Source organism: Streptomyces malaysiense (assembly GCF_000980885.2).
Lineage (GTDB): Bacteria > Actinomycetota > Actinomycetes > Streptomycetales > Streptomycetaceae > Streptomyces > Streptomyces malaysiense.
Genome location: NZ_LBDA02000033.1, coordinates 1 through 15,796, shown reverse-complemented (window position 1 = coordinate 15,796; position 15,796 = coordinate 1). Strand labels below are relative to the sequence as shown.

Genomic DNA, 15,796 nt, shown 5'->3' with positions numbered 1-15,796 from the left:
AGTTTTTATCCGCTATAGTTTTTTCATGAACGATGAGCTGGACGACGAGCCGGACGGCGAGAACCCGCTCCCGCTGAGGGAGCGCAAGAAGCGCGCGACGCGCCGGCGGATCTCGGACATCGCGACGTCGCTGTTCGGCGAGCGCGGCTTCGACGCGGTGACGGTCGCCGAGGTGGCCCGCGCGGCGGGCGTCTCCGCCATGACGGTCTTCAACTACTTCCCGCGCAAGGAGGACCTGTTCCTCGACCGCATCCCCGAGGCGGCCGACCTCTTCGCCACCGCCGTGCGCGACCGCGCCCCGGACGAACCCCCGTTGACCGCCCTGCGCCGGCTGGCCCTCCGGCTCCTCGGCGAACGGCACCCGTTGAGCGCCGTGGGGAAGGGCTACGTCCCCTTCTGGCGCGTAGTCCTCGGCTCCCCGGCCCTGCGCGCCCGCGCCCGCGAGGGCGTCGAGGAGGTGGAGACGGCGCTCGCGGCGGCCCTCGCCGACGCCGGCACGCCCGACCCGGACCTCCTCGCGGCCCTCGCCGTCGCCGCGTACCGCACGGTCTTCGTGACCACCGCCCGCCGGCTCCTCGCCGGTGAACCGGTGGAACGGGTGGCCGAGGACCACCGGGCCCGTCTGGAGTCGGCGTTCGCCGCGCTGGAGGGGACGGGGCTCGACGGCTGAGGCGCCTGACCGCGGGGAGTCCGCGCCGACCCGCGCGGAAGGAAGCGGGGCCCGGCCGGCGTTCCCATGGCGGGCGGCGCGGCCGCCGTACGACGAGGGGGCGTCCCATGACCGAAGCAGTGATCGCATCCGGGCCCGAGCGGGCCCTGTGGCGACGGGCCAGACTCGGCCACCAGGGCCCGCCCCTCGACCTGCTCACCGCGAGCTTCCGCCGGCACACCTACGCCCCGCACGCCCACGACGAGTACACGATCGGCGTCTGCGTCGGCGGGTACGAGGTGATCGACTACCGGGGCGGCCACATACGCACCGGCGCCGGGACGATCGTCGTACTGGACCCCGGCGAGATGCACACCGGCGGACCCGGCAACACCACCGACGGGTACGCCTACCGCGCGCTCTACGCCGAGCCGTCCCTGCTGGGGGAGGGCACCGCCGGGGGCGCCCCGCACTTTCCCGAACCCCTGCTGGACGACCCGGAGCTGGCCCTGGCGCTGGCCCGCGCGCACGCCGAGCTCAGCGCCTGCCCGGACCCGCTGGAGGCCGAGTCCCGGCTGCCCTGGCTGCTCACCGCGCTCGCCCGGCGGCATTCCTCCGCGCGGCCGCTCCACGACCGGGTGCCCGGCGCGGCCGGTATCGCGCGGACGGTCCGCGACCGGCTCGCCGACGAGCTGACCGCGCCGCCGACGCTCGCCTCGCTCGCCGCCGACCTCGGCCTCTCCCGGTACCAGCTGCTGCGGGCCTTCCGCACGGCGACGGGCGTACCGCCGTACGCCTGGCTGGCCCAGCATCGGGTGAGCAGGGCGCGGGCGCTGCTGGAGGCGGGGCTGCGGCCGGCGGAGGTGGCGGGCCTGGTCGGTTTCGCGGACCAGGCGCATCTGACCCGCTGGTTCCGCAGGGTGCTCGGGGTGACCCCGGCGGTGTACCGCCACAGCGTCCAGGCGGTGCACCGCAACAGCGTTCAAGACACCCGCTGAGGAGGTGGCCGAGACTCGCCGCATGACTGCACGTGGCTGGTTCCTGTTCTCCCTGATGGGAGTGGTCTGGGGCATCCCCTATCTGCTGATCAAGGTCGCGGTGGCCGAGGTGTCGCCGCCCGTCCTGGTGTTCACCCGCTGCGCGCTGGGCGCGGCGCTGCTGCTGCCGTTCGCCCTGCGCCAGGGCGGCCTGCCCCGCACGATCCGCACCCACTGGCGCCCCATGCTGGCCTTCGCGGTCCTGGAGATCGTCGTCCCCTGGTTCACCCTCACCGACGCCGAACGGCACCTGTCCAGCTCCACGTCGGGCCTGCTGATCGCGGGGGTGCCGATCGTGGGCCTCCTCGCGGCCCGCTTCCTCGGTACGGCGGAGCATTTCAGCCCGCGGCGGCTGGCCGGCCTCACCCTGGGCCTCGCCGGGGTCGCGGTCCTGGCCCTGCCCCACCTCACCGGCGGCGACGCCCGGTCCCTCGCCGAGGTCCTGCTCACCGTCGTGGGCTACGCCACGGCGCCCCTGATAGCCGCCCGCCACCTGGGGGAGGTCCCCTCCCTGCACCTGACGGCGCCCTGCCTCACCCTGGCCGCCCTGGTCTACGCCCCCGCCGCCGCCCTCACCCACCCGACGGCGCTCCCCTCCCCCCAGGCCCTCGCCGCCCTCGCCGCACTGGGCGTGATCTGCACGGCCCTCGCCTTCGTGGCGTTCCTGGAACTGATCAAGGAGGCGGGCCCCACCCGCGCCACGGTCATCACCTACGTGAACCCGGCCGTGGCGGTCGCCGCGGGCGCGGCCTTCCTGCACGAGCCCCTGACCCCCACCGTGCTGCTGGCCTTCGTGTTCATCCTGGCGGGCTCGGTGCTGGCGACGGCGGCCGGTCCGCGGCGGCGCACACGACCGGTACCATGGTCGGCACGGCAGACGAGCCGGGCGGACGGCCGCGTGGAGTCCCCCTAGGGGGGCTTCCCGAGGAACGTCCGGGCTCCACAGGGCAGGGTGATGGCTAACGGCCACCCGGGGTGACCCGCGGGACAGTGCCACAGAAAGCAGACCGCCGGGACTGCGCTCTTTCGAGGGCGGTCCAGGTAAGGGTGAAACGGTGGTGTAAGAGACCACCAGTGCCCAGGGCGACCTGGGCAGCTAGGTAAACCCCACCCGGAGCAAGGTCAAAAGGAGCGCCGTGAAAAGCGCTCTGCGCGGACGTTCGAGGGCTGCCCGCCCGAGTCCGCGGGTAGACCGCACGAGGCCGGCGGCAACGCCGGCCCTAGATGGATGGCCGTCGCCCCGGACCCCGCGAGGGACCCGGGGAACAGAACCCGGCGTACAGCCCGACTCGTCTGCCGCCCCCGCGATCACCGGCACGTCTGTCGGCACGGCCAGGTATCACCGAGCGGGCTGCGGGAGATCGAGCGTGACGGCCACGGACTGCTCTTCACCGGGTACGACGCGGACGACACTTCCCCGCTGATCACCGTGAATCGCGAGAGCTCTTCTGCGCGCCGAGGCCCGGCGGCGGAGCAAGCGGGGCGATCTCCCGGGCGAAGAAATCGTAGAAGTCTTCACCGCGCTTGTAGAGTGCGTCGAACCCGAGAGACGTTTCCCTGATCAACGATCGCTCGGTGAAGCGATTGGCGCCTGCCGCGTTCCCGTCGTCGTCGTAAACCACCTCGTACATGACCGCGTCTCCGAGAATCACCACCTCGGGAACTGGGCCATCCTTCTCGATCTCCGAGATCCCGCGGGCATCGAGCGCCTTGATTTCGTCACCCAGATCCACACGCGTCCGCAGCACGAAGAATTCCCACTGCACATACGGCGTGACCGGGAACTCCACGACACGAAGACGACGGTGTCGAACGCCCAGACGTGCCGCTTTCTGCAGTTCCTGGGCGTAGTCATCGCGCCTCTCATCGGCGAGGGACAGCGCCTTCGACCAGTCGCCGGCGGCGAAAGCCTCCCAGCTGGCGAAGCCCCGCTCCTTGAAATGCTGCCCGCGTTCGAGCTTGTTCAGAAAGCCGACGCCGCTGTTGTAGACGCGGCCGAAGTCCGCGTGATACGCCGGACGGTCCATGCGCTCGGAAGCACCGCTGGGAAAGGAATCAAACACTGGGAATATCCGGTTTCGCCGCGACGATCATGTTCCTCGGGATGACCACGAGTCGTTCGTCCGCGCCGATCGAGACCCCGTCGGGCAGCTTGGCACCGAGTGACTGGGTGAGGTCCCGGCCGATGACGGCGATGTCGCCGTTGGCGAGTTCCCAGATGTCGGGGCAGTCAGGTGTGCCGGTCGTGTTCCCCAGCTCTTGGGGTGACTTTCCCAGACGCTTCTTGAAAGTCGTGGCCGGATCCGCTTCCCATGGCCTGGTCACTACCGTCGTCGCCCCCTCGAACGGTCGGGTGGCGGTACTGTAGCGCCTGACGACGTCGCCTGACCATGTGTCAAGTCCGGTCTGTGGTCGAAGTGGCGCGGAGAGACGCTTTCTTGTCTCATCCCGACCCAAGCGGAACGATATTGATCGGTAGAGGAATCGCGCCAATGCCTGACGGGAGACGACTTTTCCGTCGCGCTGTCGGAAAATCGGTTGAATGGAGGGGTCGCTGTGGATCCGGAAGTGACCTCGCTCGCCCAGAGCGCGGGAACCACCTTGATCACACTGATGGCGACCGATGCGTGGCACCGCACTCGCGACGGGCTCACACAGCTCTGGCGCCGGATGCAGCCCGAGCGTGCCGAGACCGTGGCCGCCGAGTTGGAGGCCGGCCGCGAGGACGTTCTGGCCGCCATGGTGGCGAATGACCAGGAGACGCTGAACGAGCTGCGTCTGCAGTGGCAGGGGCTGGTGCGGCGGCTGATCGTCGCCCGACCTGCCGCCGTCGGGGAACTGCGCGCGCTGCTGGCCGAACTCGATCCTGACGGCACCGCCTGCCGGCCGGTCACCCAGCGCGCCACGGCGTCCGGTCATGCGCGGGTCTACCAGGCGGGACGAGACCAGCACATCAGTGAGCGATGACGGGCGGGATGGACGGTCACGCCGAGGACCGGGGGCGTGTCTACCAAGCGTCGGGCGACCAGCACATCAACGAGCACCACCACTACGGCGTCGACACGACCGGGGTGAGAGGGCCGGACTCGGTCCGCCGCCCGGCGGTCGGACGTCCTCCGGTCGTGCTGCGCGATCGCACCGAGGTGATGGAACGCCTGCGTACAAGCGTCGAGACAGGCCGCGGTGGCGAGGTCTACGTGCTCTACGGCATGGGCGGCTGCGGCAAGACAGCGGTCGCCTGCGACTTCTTCCAGCTGGCCACCGGTGACTACGGCCGAGTGGGACTGTGGGTCAACGCTTCCGACCGGGCGAGCCTGCGCGCCGGCATGCTGGCCGTCGCCGCGGACCGGGGCGCGGCCGACGGTGAACTGCTGGCCGCTCGTAACGGCCTTCGTCCCGCGGCCGATCTCGTCTGGCATCATCTCGACCGGTCCGCCGAGGCCTGGCTGCTGGTCCTCGACAACGCCGACGAGCCCGAGATCCTGCGGGACGGCAGCTGGCTGCGTACCAGCCCGCGTGGCACTGTCGTGGTGACCACCCGAGCAGCCGCTCGGTGGTGGCCCGGGGCCGAACTGCAGCACATCGGAGTGCTACCGCGAGAGGACGCCGCACTCGTCCTGCGCGACCTAGCCCCGGGCAGTGGTACGGCCGAGCAGGCGGCGCGGATCGCGGACCGGCTCGGGAGGCTGCCACTCGCCCTCACCCTGGCCGGCGGTTTCCTCTCCCATCAGGTGCTCGACCCCTGGACGTTGGAGGCCTACGGGCATCATCTCGACGAAGACGAACGAGTCCAGCTCATCGACCGAGGAGCCGATGCGCTGTCCGAGGCGGATCCACGGCACCTGGTCGGTCTGACCTGGCAGCTGACACTCGACGCGTTCGAGGCGCGCGGGCTGCCCGAAGCGGCGGCACTGCTCAGACTGCTGGCCCGGTTCGCTCCGGAGCCGCTGCCACTGTCCTTGCTCAACCATGCCGACATCGGCGTCGTGCTCCCCCGTGCCCGTACCGAAACAGCGCTGAGAGCCCTTCTCGACCAGTCGTTGACCGACCTGGTCGACGTCGGCGTGCGCTGCGTACAGAGCCATGGAGTACTGCTCGACAGCGTCTCGACGGCGACACCCGCGGAACGGATACCAGCGCTCGACACCACGGCCGTCCGGCTGCTCGACTCGGCCGTTCCCGGCATGCCGGACGCGGGCCCCCATGATCCGCGGCTGCGACTGCTGGTACCTCATGCGCTCGCCCTGCTGCGGCACGCCGGCGAACCCTCCGCTCGGACCACTGCCCTCGCCGTCGCGACCCGGCTGTCGATCGCCCTGCACCGCACCGGCGACTACCTCTCTGCCTGGGACACCTCCCGTACCTCGGCGGACCTCGCACAGCAGTCGCTCGGCGCGGATCACCGCCTGGTGCTGGCCGCCCGCTCCAGAGCCGGCCGGGCGCTGTTCCGACTGGGCAGATACGCCGAAGCCGAAAGGTCGCTTCGCGGTGTCCGCGCTGTTCAGGAAAGACTGTTCGGAGCTGACGACCCCGACGCCTTGGACAGCTGCTACGGCCTTCAGCTCGTGCTGGCGAACCTCGGCAGCCGCGAGGAATCGCTCGCACTCCTCCGGACCGTCGTCAGCGGCCGGCACAGGGCACTGGGCCCCGGACACCCCCTGACCCTGCGCGCCCGCGCCAGTCTGCTGGAGATGCTGCCCGCCTGCGAGGTGGTCACCGAAGAAGGCGGAACGCTGCTCTCGCTGCCGTCGGAATGCGCCCGGCTTCTCGGCCCCGATCACACGGTGACGCTGGGCGCCGGACACAACCACGCCTGGGCGTTGTACCTCCTGGGCCGTTACGAGGAGGCCGACGAGGAGATGCGGCTGGTCGCCGAAGCGTATGTACGGCGCTTCGGGCCGGAGTACCCGATCGTGCTCGCGGCCCGGCAACTCCACTCCCGGACCCGGTCCGCGCTCGGCCACCTGGGCACGGGGATCGAGCTGATGACCGATGTTGTCGTCCGGCGCGAACGTGACCTGGGGCCCGAGCACCCTTTCACCGTCGCGAGCCGTCGGCTGCTGGAGGAGTACCGATCGGGTCGATGGCGTCCGCCGCGGCCCCCCGACGCATGAGAGCGGGATGCGCGGACGGTGCACGGCGCGGGTCGGCCGCACGACGTGGAGCACGTTCGGCCTGTTGGCTTCGAGCGCGCGGACCCCGTCGTACGCGCCCATGGCCCGCGAACAGTCGGTGACGCGATTACTGATCACCGTCTTGCCGACGCCTTGCGGAAGAGCGGCCAACAGGTCGTGAGCGTGGCGCTGCTCTGCATGACTTCGAGCGCGCCGTCGACGGGGTCGTTCGCGAACCGGCCGTCGCCGTCCTTCCCGTCGAACTTGGCATGGAGATCCCAGACGTCCGGGTTCTTCTTCTCCGTGGCGATCATGTCGTCGGTGACGTCGGCGACGAACCGGGGGGAGTAGCCGTGTCCCTGCTGCATGAGCGTGGCGAGGCTTTGTAACCGCGAGCCTTCTGACCGTGCCCGTACCCGACGGCTACCTTGTTCCCGGCTGCTTCGAGTCCCGCCAGCCGGACCGGAAAGTTCTGGACATGTTCGCCCCAGGTCCTTGCCGAGAGTGTCCGCTGCGGCCGGACATGAACCCTCTCCCCGTCACACCTCTGTTGGCGTGCGCCTGCCAGGCTAGCAACCGCAGTCGTGCTTCTCGGTGCCCGAGGCGGCGCACCGCTACGAGTTCCTTGCCTGGCTTTACGTCACCCTCGGCTGCCGGCAGGCCAAGCGGTTTGTCCTCGACTCGGACAGCGTGCAACAGCTGTACAGCCCGACTCGTCCGCCGCCTCCTGCGGCTTTGCCTGAGAGAGGGTCCCCGCCCTTGACCACCGCCGACCACCGCTACGGCTGTCGGCACCGCCAGGTACCCTCAGACGCATCGTCAACGCGGCCCGACGGGCTTCCGCTCCACCACGGTGGAGTCTCGAAGGACATGCCCCCACCCGCACGAGTCTTTTCGTGCTGCCTGGGGGAAGTCCTTGCTGTTCCGCGCGTCCGCGAAAACGGTCGCCGTCATGGCACTCGACGGTTCGCTGTTTCTGCACCTCACCGACAAGTTCGTCCACATGCACGGCTATCGGCCCGGCGCCTCGGAGATGCGTTCCTGGGAGCGCAGCATCCCTGTCCTGGCCGCCGCACTCAACGACGCCGGCCTGGGCGACGTGGAGGTCATGCTGGAGTATGCCCTCCCTCTGAACAGCAAGCGTGCCGACGTCGTCCTGGCCGGGGTGCACCCGGTCACGGGAGAGCCGTCCTACGTCGTGGTGGAACTGAAGCAGTGGAGCCAGGCACTGCCTCACGAGGACGACCCCACCCTGTGTCATGTCGGCGCCTATGCCCAGCCGGTCCTCAACCCCATCGAGCAGGTGCGCCGCTACTGCCAGTACCTCGTCAATTTCAACGGGGCGGTGGCCGAACACACGCACCGGGTGGCCGGAGTGGCGTATCTGCACAATGCCACCGAGTTCGGCGTGAGCGGACTGCGGGAGATCGAGCGTGACGGCCACGGACTGCTCTTCACCGAGGAACGCCGCGGCGCCTTCCTCGACCACCTTCGTTCGAGGCTGAGCGACAAGCACGCAGGGGCGCAGGCAGCGGACGAACTCCGTGCGGGCGCTACGGTGCCGTCCAAGCAGCTCATGTCGGTGGCTGCCGAGGAGGTGCGCGAGCGTACGCAGTTCGTCCTCCTCGACGAGCAGCAGGTCGCCTACCGCATGGTGCTCAACGCGGTGGAGAAGGCGAAGCACGCCGACCGCAAAGAGGTCGTCATCGTCACGGGCGGCCCCGGTACCGGCAAGAGCGTCATCGCTCTCCAACTGCTCGGCGAGCTCTACCGGCGCGGCGTTCCGGCCCTGCACGCCACCGGCTCGCAGTCGTTCACGAAGACGATGAGGAAGGTCGCCGGAGCCCGCAAGCGGGAAGTCCAGGACCTGTTCAAGTACTTCAACAGCTTCATGACGGCCGAGAAGAACAGCTTGGGCGCGCTGATATGCGACGAGGCGCACCGCATCCGGGAGACCTCGGCCAACCGCTTCACGCGCGCCGAGAACCGTACCGGCAGGGCACAGATCGACGAACTCATCGACGTCGCCTACGTGCCCGTCTTCTTCCTCGACGAGCACCAGGTCGTCCGCCCCGGCGAGATGGGCACCGTGGCCGAGATCAAGGCCGCGGCGGCGAGGCGGGGCATCCCTTGCAGCGTCGTTCCCCTGGACAGCCAGTTCCGCTGCGGCGGCAGTGACGCCTATCTGCGCTGGGTGGTCCGTCTCCTCGGCCTGGAACCGGGCGGCCCGGTCGGGTGGGAGCCCGACGGCCGCATGCAGTTGCTGGTCGCCGAAAGTCCGCAGGAGATGGAAGCCTTCCTCGAAGCCCGTCGCAGCCATGACTACGGCGCCCGTATGTCCGCGGGCTATTGCTGGCGCTGGTCCCCGGAGCCCAAGCCCGGCGATCCGCTCCCGCCCGATGTCGTCATCGGTGACTGGGCCCGTCCCTGGAACCTGCGCGGTGAGCGTTCCGTCTCAGGCGCGCCCCCGGCCGCCCTGTGGGCCACCGACCCGGCCGGCTTCGGACAGGTCGGCTGCGTCTACACCGCCCAGGGTTTCGAGTACGACTGGTCCGGCGTGATCATCGGCCCGGACCTGGTCTGGCGCGGTGACCGCTGGGTCACGGACCGTACCGAGTCCAAGGACCCGGTCTTCAGAAAGTCCACTCCCGACACCGACGTCGACCGGCTGATCCGCAACACGTACAAGGTCCTGCTGACCCGGGGCATGGTCGGCACCATCGTGTACTCGACGGACCCGGAGACGCGACAGAAGCTGCGCGACCTGGTGAGCGGAGGGTTGCAGCGGCAGCCCGCGCAGGTCTGACCCCAGAGGGCGGAGAAGGCAGCCGGAACGGATCAGGAAGACCCGCGGGACGGAGCGACCGAACACCCCATCAGCTCTGCCTCCTTCGCGATGTCCTCGAAGGACGCGAGGGGATTCAGGCGAGCGACGATCTCGCTCGTCAGCGGCCGCTCGCCGAAGATGTGGCGCAAGGCTTGGAGATCGACGGGCTGCTCGTAGTAGTCCTCGGCGAACGACCGGAACGTCTCCGTCGTGGGGTCCGTCGGCAGGCTGAGCATCCAACCCGAGCCGTCGGGGTCCGGGTGGCCACTGGGGAAGTCGATCCGACCAGCGTGCCATTTCGGGTCACCTGTCTGACGCCACAGGCAGAAGGTGACCCGGGGCACGCCGTCGTCCATGAACGCGGGCTCCTCGATCTGAGCGCGGAAGACCCCGGGAACCGAGTCGAGCACGCCCGGCCAGACCGTGTCGTCCGCGTACGGACTCATCGGTGACTCGTGGTCGAATCCGCGTATGTATGCGCCGACGGGAGAGAAAACGATGTCGAACTCGTCCCCGCTGCCGTTTCGCATCGAGAAGACCTCCTCGGTCTCCGACCAGTGTGCGCCGAAGGAGTGGTACCGGTAGCCCCCGGGGTTCAACACGGCCTCGGCCAAGGCGAGGGAACGGCATGCGTGCCGCAGGCCGCGGATGTCCGGCAGGGCCGCGGCGGCGTCGTGAACGGTCATGAGGTCATTCAAGCCCGAGCCACTGACAGACCGATCCGGCCACGGTGTTCATGGACCGGGCCGGCCAGCTGCCACGTGATTTCTCCCCGAGCGGTCGTCCTAGATCACCGGTACCGGTTGCGGCCCGACGGGCTTCCCTAGGGACATGCCCCACCCGCACGAGTCACTCGTGCCCTGGGGGCACCACTTCGTGTCCGTGCTCCTGCTGAAGCTGGCGGCGCGTGAACTGCTCACGCTGAGCGCGAGGCGCCGTATGGTGCCTCATCCGGCCGCACGTCGGCGGCACTTCCGTGGTGTCGACGCCTCGCTGACGGAGCGATCCGCTTGGGCGGAGAGCCTGGTGAGTCTCGCCGACGACCCGGTCGCCGCGGAGGGCTGGCCGCCCCACTGGTGCCCTGCGGTTCAAGGGGTTACGACGACGCCTTCGGCAACTGGCCGAGGACCGACGACGCCCAGTTCTGCATCGAGTTCGGCGACGACGTCAGGGAACACGGCGCCGACGGGTACGGCCTCAAGGCTGCCGGGGACAAGATCAACACGGTCGCCGAGGGACACGGCCGGCAGGCGCGCGGCTACCAGAGCCTGGTCACGCTGATGCAGCAGGGACATGGCTACTCCCCGCAGTTCCTCAGCGTGCTCGCCGCCGGACCGCGACCGGGGAACGGCGGGGTCCGCGGCCGCAGTCGTTCGCCCTGCGGCCCGAACAGGACCAGGTACTCGACCGGCCCGCCGGGGCCGGCGTTCGCCACCCCGTGCGGGGTGCGGGTGTCGAACTCGGCGACGTCCCCGGCGGTCAGGAAAAGATCCTGGTCGCCGAGCGCGAGCCACAGTCGCCCGTACAGGACGCACAGCCACTCGTAGCCCTCGTGGGAGATCTGCCGGGGCCGCGCGGGCGGATCCTCGACTGCGGGCAGTACGTGCTTGTGAGCGTGCAAGCCGCCGACGTACCGGGTGAGCGGCAGCACCGCCTTGTCGTCCCCGAAGCTCAGCGGCGCCGAGGTGCGCGGCCCGACCGCGGGAGCGGGGGCGGTGCCGGCCAGTTCGTCCAGGGAGACGCCGTACTCCTTCGCCAGCCGCAGCACGACCTCCAGGGTGGGCTTGCGCCGGCCGGTCTCGATCCGCGACAGCGTGCTCGGCGAGATGCCCGTCGCACGGCTGACACCGGCGAGCGTGGCGCCGTGCCGCTCGCGTGCGGCGCGCAGCCTGGGCCCCATCGCCGTCGGCACGCCGTCCAAGCCGTCGCCTGCCACCGTTCCCGCTCCTTCCGGCCGCGCCGCTCAGTAGCCCTGTGTCCTGCGAGCTTGCCAGAATGGCAACGCTGCTCGCGACGGGAGGCCGCCGCGCCGCATGATCGGCAGGTGACCGCGTCCACCCGCGAACCGAGGAGCAGCCCATGCAGCACGAACCGGCCGCTGACTTCCGCCACAGGACCATCGAGGCCCCGGCCGGGCGCCTGCACCTGGTCGAGCAGGGCACCGGCCCGCTGGTCCTGCTCGTGCACGGCTTCCCCGAGTCCTGGTACTCCTGGCGCCGCCAGCTCCCGGCCCTCGCCGCCGCCGGCTACCGGGCGGTGGCGATCGACGTGCGCGGCTACGGCCGCTCCTCCAAGCCCGCGGCGACCGACGCCTACCGGATGCTCGACCTGGTGCGGGACAACGTCGCCGCGGTGCGCGCCCTCGGCGAGGAGAGCGCGGTGGTCGTCGGCCATGACTGGGGCTCGAACATCGCCGCCTCCTCCGCCCTGCTCCACCCGGAGGTCTTCCGCGCCGTCGGCCTGCTGAGCGTCCCCTACGCGCCGCCGGGCGGCCCCCGCCCCACCACCGTCTTCGGCCGTATCGGCGGCCCCGAGCAGGAGTTCTACGTCTCCTACTTCCAGGAGCCCGGCCGTGCCGAGGCGGAGATCGAGCCCGACGTCCGGGGCTGGCTCGCCGGCTTCTACGCGGCACTGTCCGCCGACACCATGCCCGCCCAGGGCGAGCCCGACCCGCACTTCGTCGCCCACGGCGGCCGACTGCGCGACCGCTTTCCCGCAGGCAGGCTCCCTGCCTGGCTGAGCGAGGACGACCTCGACTGCTACGCCGCGGAGTTCGAGCGCACGGGTCTGACCGGCGCCCTCAACCGCTATCGCAACATGGACCGCGACTGGGCAGACCTCGCCTCCCACCACGGAGCCCCGATCAAGCAGCCGTCCCTGTTCATCGGCGGCGCCCTGGACGCCTCCACCACCTGGATGGCCGACGCCATCGACGCCTACCCCACCACCCTCCCCGCCCTGACCGCCTCCCACCTGCTGGAAGACTGCGGCCACTGGATCCAGCAGGAACGCCCCGACGAGGTCAACCGCCTGCTGACCGACTGGCTCGCCACCCTCGGGAGCTGAACCGGACAGGCCGAGCAGCCGGCCCCGGACACCCACTCACAAAGCGGTACGGCTTTCTCACAGGCCGGCCGCCTTGCCGGTGACCGGGGTGAGCGCGGCCGTCATTCCGCTCACCGAGGTGGGCTCGTCAACTGCGAACGATCCGTCGACGTGCCCCGTGGCCAGCCAGGCCGCTCGGTCCGGACACCGCGTGCGAGCCGACGTACCCGAGAGCCCTGCCGTCCCCGAGGGACCTGGCAGGGCTCTCGGCGTCGTACGAGCGTCAGACGCCCCGCTCCGACGAGGCCGGCCCGACGAACCCCGCCCACGCCTCACGCGACACGGTGAGCACGGGCCCGGCGACGGCCTTGGAGTCACGGATGTGGACGGTTGCCGTACCGGCCGCGACCTCTACGCACTGACCGCCCTCGGCCCCGCTGTAGCTGCTCTTGAACCAGGCGAGGATGGGTGCGTTGGTCGAGGACTCAGCGTTGTTCATAGCTCTCCCAGCAACCCTTCGATGAATTCCATGGACTCTCGCGGCGTGAGTGCCTGCGATCGGATGATCCCATAGCGTGCGGCAACGAGAGCGGCTCGTTTCGGGTCGGTCTCCAGACTGCTGGTGCCCTGTGACTCGGCGTACACGAACTTCTTGCCGTCGTCGCGCGTGACGCCGGTGAACGGACCGTCCACGCCCGCGTGTTCGACGCAGTCGAGTGGCAGTACCTGAAGCTCGACGTCCTGCTTCTGGCCGACCAGGAGCAGGTGCTCCAACTGGCCCCGTGCCACACTGTTGCCGCCGAGCCGACGTCGTAGCACCGACTCGCACATCACGAAACTCAGCAACGGCGAGGGGCGCCGGTCGAAGATGTCCTGTCGGGCCAGTCGTGCGGCCACTCGCTGTTCGATGACCTCAGGGTTCAGAGTGGGGCGCCGCATGCCCAGCACCGCCCTCATGTACTCCTCGGTCTGAAGCAGGCCGTTGACTACGAGCGTGTCGTACATGAGGAGCTCGATGGCCTCCTTCTCCAACTGGGCCATCCCCTGGAAGAACACCGGATACTGGGCCCTCTCCACCTCCTCCTTCCACACACTCAGCAGCCCGCCCGCGCCCAGCGCCTCGTCGGCCTTGTCGATCGTCTTCGGCGACGGAATCCTCCGTCCCTGTTCGAACGAGGCGACCGTGGAGGCCGAGTAGCCGATCCGCCGTCCGCACTCCGCCCGGTCCAGCCCCGCTCGCAGCCGCAGGGTCTTCAGGGTCTGCCCGAAGGCCGCGACGACACCCGTCCCGGCACCCTCCGGCACCGCCCCGGCTTCCGCCGCCGTATCCGCGTTCTCCGTCATCTCCACCACCGCCTCACCCGGCCAACGCCCCGCAGGGGAAAGCCGTCACGCCGCACGCCTCGTACTCGTGGACACAACGCACGTACAGCCGGTGGGCGTCAGTGCGTCACCACTCGTCACGCTACGCCACCAGCGGCACCGTGATCAGTGTGACGACGAAACCCGCCAGCACTGCTGGCGCCACCCAACTGACGACCCCAGCCGCCCCCTTGCCCTCGGTGGAGCAGCCGGACCGCACCTTCCGGATGCGCTTCACCTCCACCCCGCGCGGGGCCCGCCTCGCCCGCAGGCTGGCCGCCGTACGGCTGGACGCCTGGGGCGTCCCGTACGGCACCGGGCCGCACGACGACATCGTGCTGATCGTCGCCGAACTCTCCGCGAACGCCGTACGGCACGGTCGCGTACCCGGCCGGGACTTCCACTTCGGTCTCCACCTGGCGCCCCTCTCCGGGACCGTTCGTGTCGAAGCCACCGACACCCGGGGCGAACGCCTCCCCGAGCACCGCCCCGTCGCGCCCGAGGGCGCCGGTACCGAGGAATCCGGCCGTGGACTCCTCCTCGTGTCCCACCTGGCGGTCCGCTGGGGCTGGCGCCCGCGTGCCGAGGGCCCCGGCAAGACGGTGTGGGCGGAGTACGTGCTCCCGCGGACCGCGCCCCCGGCAGAGAGGGGGCCTTCCGAGGGGGCCGCCGTAGAATGAGCCTGCCGACGGGATGCTTGTACCTTCGGTGACCGGGGGGAGACACGACATGGGCACGCGGGGGACGGGGCGGGGCCGGCAGCAGGGTGCCGACCTGCATGTGTCGTCCGAGGACCTCACCAAGCTGGCGAACGACCTCGACCACATGCAGAGCCATCTCGACCAACAGATCCGTCGCATGGACGAGTTGGTCGACCGCGTCGAGGCCGGCTGGCGGGGGCCCGCGGCCACGGCGTACCGGGACTTCCACCGCGCCGCGGCCGAGGACGCCGTGCGGATCCGGGAAGTGATGAAGGGTCTGGAGCAGGCGGTGCGGCTGAGCCGTGACGGCTTCAGCGGTGATGACCTGCACGTCCTGGAGGAGATGCGGCGTATCCACGTGGACATCGACAGCGAGGTAGACAAGCTGTCCACGCCGAACACCGCCGCGGACGACGCGTCGACGCGCCCGCACAGCAGCCTGGACGGCTTCTGACACACCCGTCCCACCACCGCGTGACCGACAACAAGGGGGAAACATGTCGACCGGTGCCGACGACGACCACATCACCGTCTCGTTCGCCACGCTCCACGAACTCGCCGTGGACCTGGAGGACATCCTCAAACAACTCAACGGCAAGCTGGAGGATCTTTTCGACCGTGCGGAACCGGTCGTCCTGTCCTGGAAGGGCGAAGCCCGCGAGATCTTCGTGCAGAAGCTCGATGAGTGGGACCGCTCTGCCCAGGATCTCCAGGCTGCTCAGAAGTGGCTGCACGCGTACGTGATCACCGGTCACGCCAACTATGCAGCGGCGCACCGTGCAGTACTGCGTGGCTGGGGGGCGGCCTGATGGCGACCCCACCCCCGCCACAGCCGTCTCCCTCTGCCAGCCCCTCGGCCGACCCGCACCCTACGAACTCCAAGCCGAGCTCGCCCAAGCTGCCGAGTCCCAGTCCCGGGACGTCCCCGGATCCGAACTACAAGCCGCCGCCGCCCCCTCCCACAGGCGCTGACGGCCGGCCGTCCGACGCCCGCCGCAAGTGGGAGCGGGAGCAGCTGAAGCAGGCCGCACCGGGAAGTGACGCTGAGATTGAAAGGGTGG

The 15,796-nt window shown here is 70.0% G+C and carries 17 protein-coding genes, 1 other RNA gene and 1 pseudogene; 11 read left to right on the top strand and 8 right to left on the bottom strand.

Features of this window, described 5'->3' with window-relative positions:
* The first annotated feature begins 25 nt into the window (after window positions 1-25).
* The 4 genes and pseudogenes from VT52_RS14645 to rnpB all read left to right on the top strand — a co-directional run bounded on the left by VT52_RS14645 (window position 26) and on the right by rnpB (window position 2,982).
* Complete coding sequence (locus VT52_RS14645; RefSeq protein WP_046422733.1) at window positions 26-670, top strand: TetR/AcrR family transcriptional regulator; 645 nt, start codon at window positions 26-28, stop codon at window positions 668-670.
* A gap of 107 nt (window positions 671-777) precedes the next feature.
* On the top strand, window positions 778-1,647 hold the full coding sequence (locus tag VT52_RS14640) for an AraC family transcriptional regulator (RefSeq protein WP_046422734.1): 870 nt from the start codon (window positions 778-780) through the stop codon (window positions 1,645-1,647).
* Window positions 1,648-1,669: 22 nt separating this feature from the next.
* A pseudogene (locus tag VT52_RS39700) lies at window positions 1,670-2,449 on the top strand (DMT family transporter); the annotation flags it as partial.
* Window positions 2,450-2,564: 115 nt separating this feature from the next.
* Window positions 2,565-2,982: RNase P RNA component class A (gene rnpB, locus VT52_RS14630), an RNA gene on the top strand.
* A gap of 128 nt (window positions 2,983-3,110) precedes the next feature.
* Here rnpB and VT52_RS14625 read toward each other — a convergent pair.
* Together VT52_RS14625 and VT52_RS14620 are read right to left on the bottom strand one after the other, a co-directional pair.
* On the bottom strand, window positions 3,111-3,749 hold the full coding sequence (locus VT52_RS14625; protein WP_046422737.1) for a DUF6879 family protein: 639 nt from the start codon (window positions 3,747-3,749) through the stop codon (window positions 3,111-3,113).
* The gene (locus VT52_RS14620; RefSeq protein WP_071387448.1) at window positions 3,742-4,011 is read right to left on the bottom strand and encodes a hypothetical protein; all 270 of its coding nucleotides are present in this window, start codon (window positions 4,009-4,011) and stop codon (window positions 3,742-3,744) included. Before VT52_RS14620 ends, VT52_RS14625 begins: the two co-directional genes overlap by 8 nt.
* A gap of 231 nt (window positions 4,012-4,242) precedes the next feature.
* Between VT52_RS14620 and VT52_RS14615 the strand changes: the two genes are divergently transcribed.
* A complete protein-coding gene (locus VT52_RS14615; protein ID WP_046422738.1) occupies window positions 4,243-4,653 on the top strand; it encodes a hypothetical protein in 411 nt (136 codons plus the stop codon).
* Window positions 4,650-6,800 (top strand): tetratricopeptide repeat protein, encoded by a 2,151-nt coding sequence (locus VT52_RS14610; protein WP_046422739.1) that lies wholly within the window; start codon window positions 4,650-4,652, stop codon window positions 6,798-6,800. The genes VT52_RS14615 and VT52_RS14610 overlap by 4 nt, the downstream gene beginning before the upstream one ends.
* Before the next feature lie 134 nt (window positions 6,801-6,934).
* Here VT52_RS14610 and VT52_RS14605 read toward each other — a convergent pair whose 3' ends face one another.
* Entirely contained in the window at window positions 6,935-7,168 is a 234-nt protein-coding gene (locus tag VT52_RS14605; RefSeq protein ID WP_046422740.1) for a hypothetical protein, read from the bottom strand.
* A gap of 548 nt (window positions 7,169-7,716) precedes the next feature.
* Between VT52_RS14605 and VT52_RS14600 the strand changes: the two genes are divergently transcribed.
* On the top strand, window positions 7,717-9,606 hold the full coding sequence (locus VT52_RS14600) for a DUF2075 domain-containing protein (protein WP_046422742.1): 1,890 nt from the start codon (window positions 7,717-7,719) through the stop codon (window positions 9,604-9,606).
* Between the two features lie 32 nt (window positions 9,607-9,638).
* Here VT52_RS14600 and VT52_RS14595 read toward each other — a convergent pair whose 3' ends face one another.
* The 3 genes from VT52_RS14595 to VT52_RS14585 all read right to left on the bottom strand — a co-directional run bounded on the left by VT52_RS14595 (window position 9,639) and on the right by VT52_RS14585 (window position 11,563).
* On the bottom strand, window positions 9,639-10,313 hold the full coding sequence (locus VT52_RS14595; protein WP_046422744.1) for a hypothetical protein: 675 nt from the start codon (window positions 10,311-10,313) through the stop codon (window positions 9,639-9,641).
* Between the two features lie 402 nt (window positions 10,314-10,715).
* Window positions 10,716-10,922, bottom strand: a complete 207-nt coding sequence (locus tag VT52_RS37565) for a hypothetical protein (RefSeq protein WP_046422746.1) — start codon at window positions 10,920-10,922, stop codon at window positions 10,716-10,718.
* Between the two features lie 2 nt (window positions 10,923-10,924).
* Window positions 10,925-11,563, bottom strand: coding sequence for a helix-turn-helix transcriptional regulator (locus VT52_RS14585; protein ID WP_046422747.1), 639 nt, complete (start codon window positions 11,561-11,563; stop codon window positions 10,925-10,927).
* Window positions 11,564-11,706: 143 nt separating this feature from the next.
* Between VT52_RS14585 and VT52_RS14580 the strand changes: the two genes are divergently transcribed.
* Window positions 11,707-12,693: an alpha/beta fold hydrolase gene (locus tag VT52_RS14580; protein ID WP_046422749.1), complete on the top strand. Its 987-nt coding sequence runs from the start codon at window positions 11,707-11,709 to the stop codon at window positions 12,691-12,693.
* 262 nt (window positions 12,694-12,955) lie between these two features.
* Here VT52_RS14580 and VT52_RS14575 read toward each other — a convergent pair whose 3' ends face one another.
* Together VT52_RS14575 and VT52_RS14570 are read right to left on the bottom strand one after the other, a co-directional pair.
* A complete protein-coding gene (locus VT52_RS14575) occupies window positions 12,956-13,171 on the bottom strand; it encodes a DUF397 domain-containing protein (protein WP_046422751.1) in 216 nt (71 codons plus the stop codon).
* A complete protein-coding gene (locus VT52_RS14570) occupies window positions 13,168-14,016 on the bottom strand; it encodes a helix-turn-helix domain-containing protein (RefSeq protein WP_046422780.1) in 849 nt (282 codons plus the stop codon). Before VT52_RS14570 ends, VT52_RS14575 begins: the two co-directional genes overlap by 4 nt.
* Before the next feature lie 149 nt (window positions 14,017-14,165).
* Here VT52_RS14570 and VT52_RS14565 point away from each other — a divergent pair, with 149 nt between their 5' ends.
* From VT52_RS14565 to VT52_RS14555, 3 genes are read left to right on the top strand one after another with little or no spacing between them, the layout of a single operon-like run.
* Window positions 14,166-14,714: an ATP-binding protein gene (locus tag VT52_RS14565; RefSeq protein WP_420856282.1), complete on the top strand. Its 549-nt coding sequence runs from the start codon at window positions 14,166-14,168 to the stop codon at window positions 14,712-14,714.
* Between the two features lie 49 nt (window positions 14,715-14,763).
* Window positions 14,764-15,189: a WXG100 family type VII secretion target gene (locus VT52_RS14560; protein ID WP_046422754.1), complete on the top strand. Its 426-nt coding sequence runs from the start codon at window positions 14,764-14,766 to the stop codon at window positions 15,187-15,189.
* 43 nt (window positions 15,190-15,232) lie between these two features.
* Window positions 15,233-15,544 (top strand): WXG100 family type VII secretion target, encoded by a 312-nt coding sequence (locus VT52_RS14555; protein ID WP_046422755.1) that lies wholly within the window; start codon window positions 15,233-15,235, stop codon window positions 15,542-15,544.
* The last annotated feature ends 252 nt before the right edge of the window (window positions 15,545-15,796 follow it).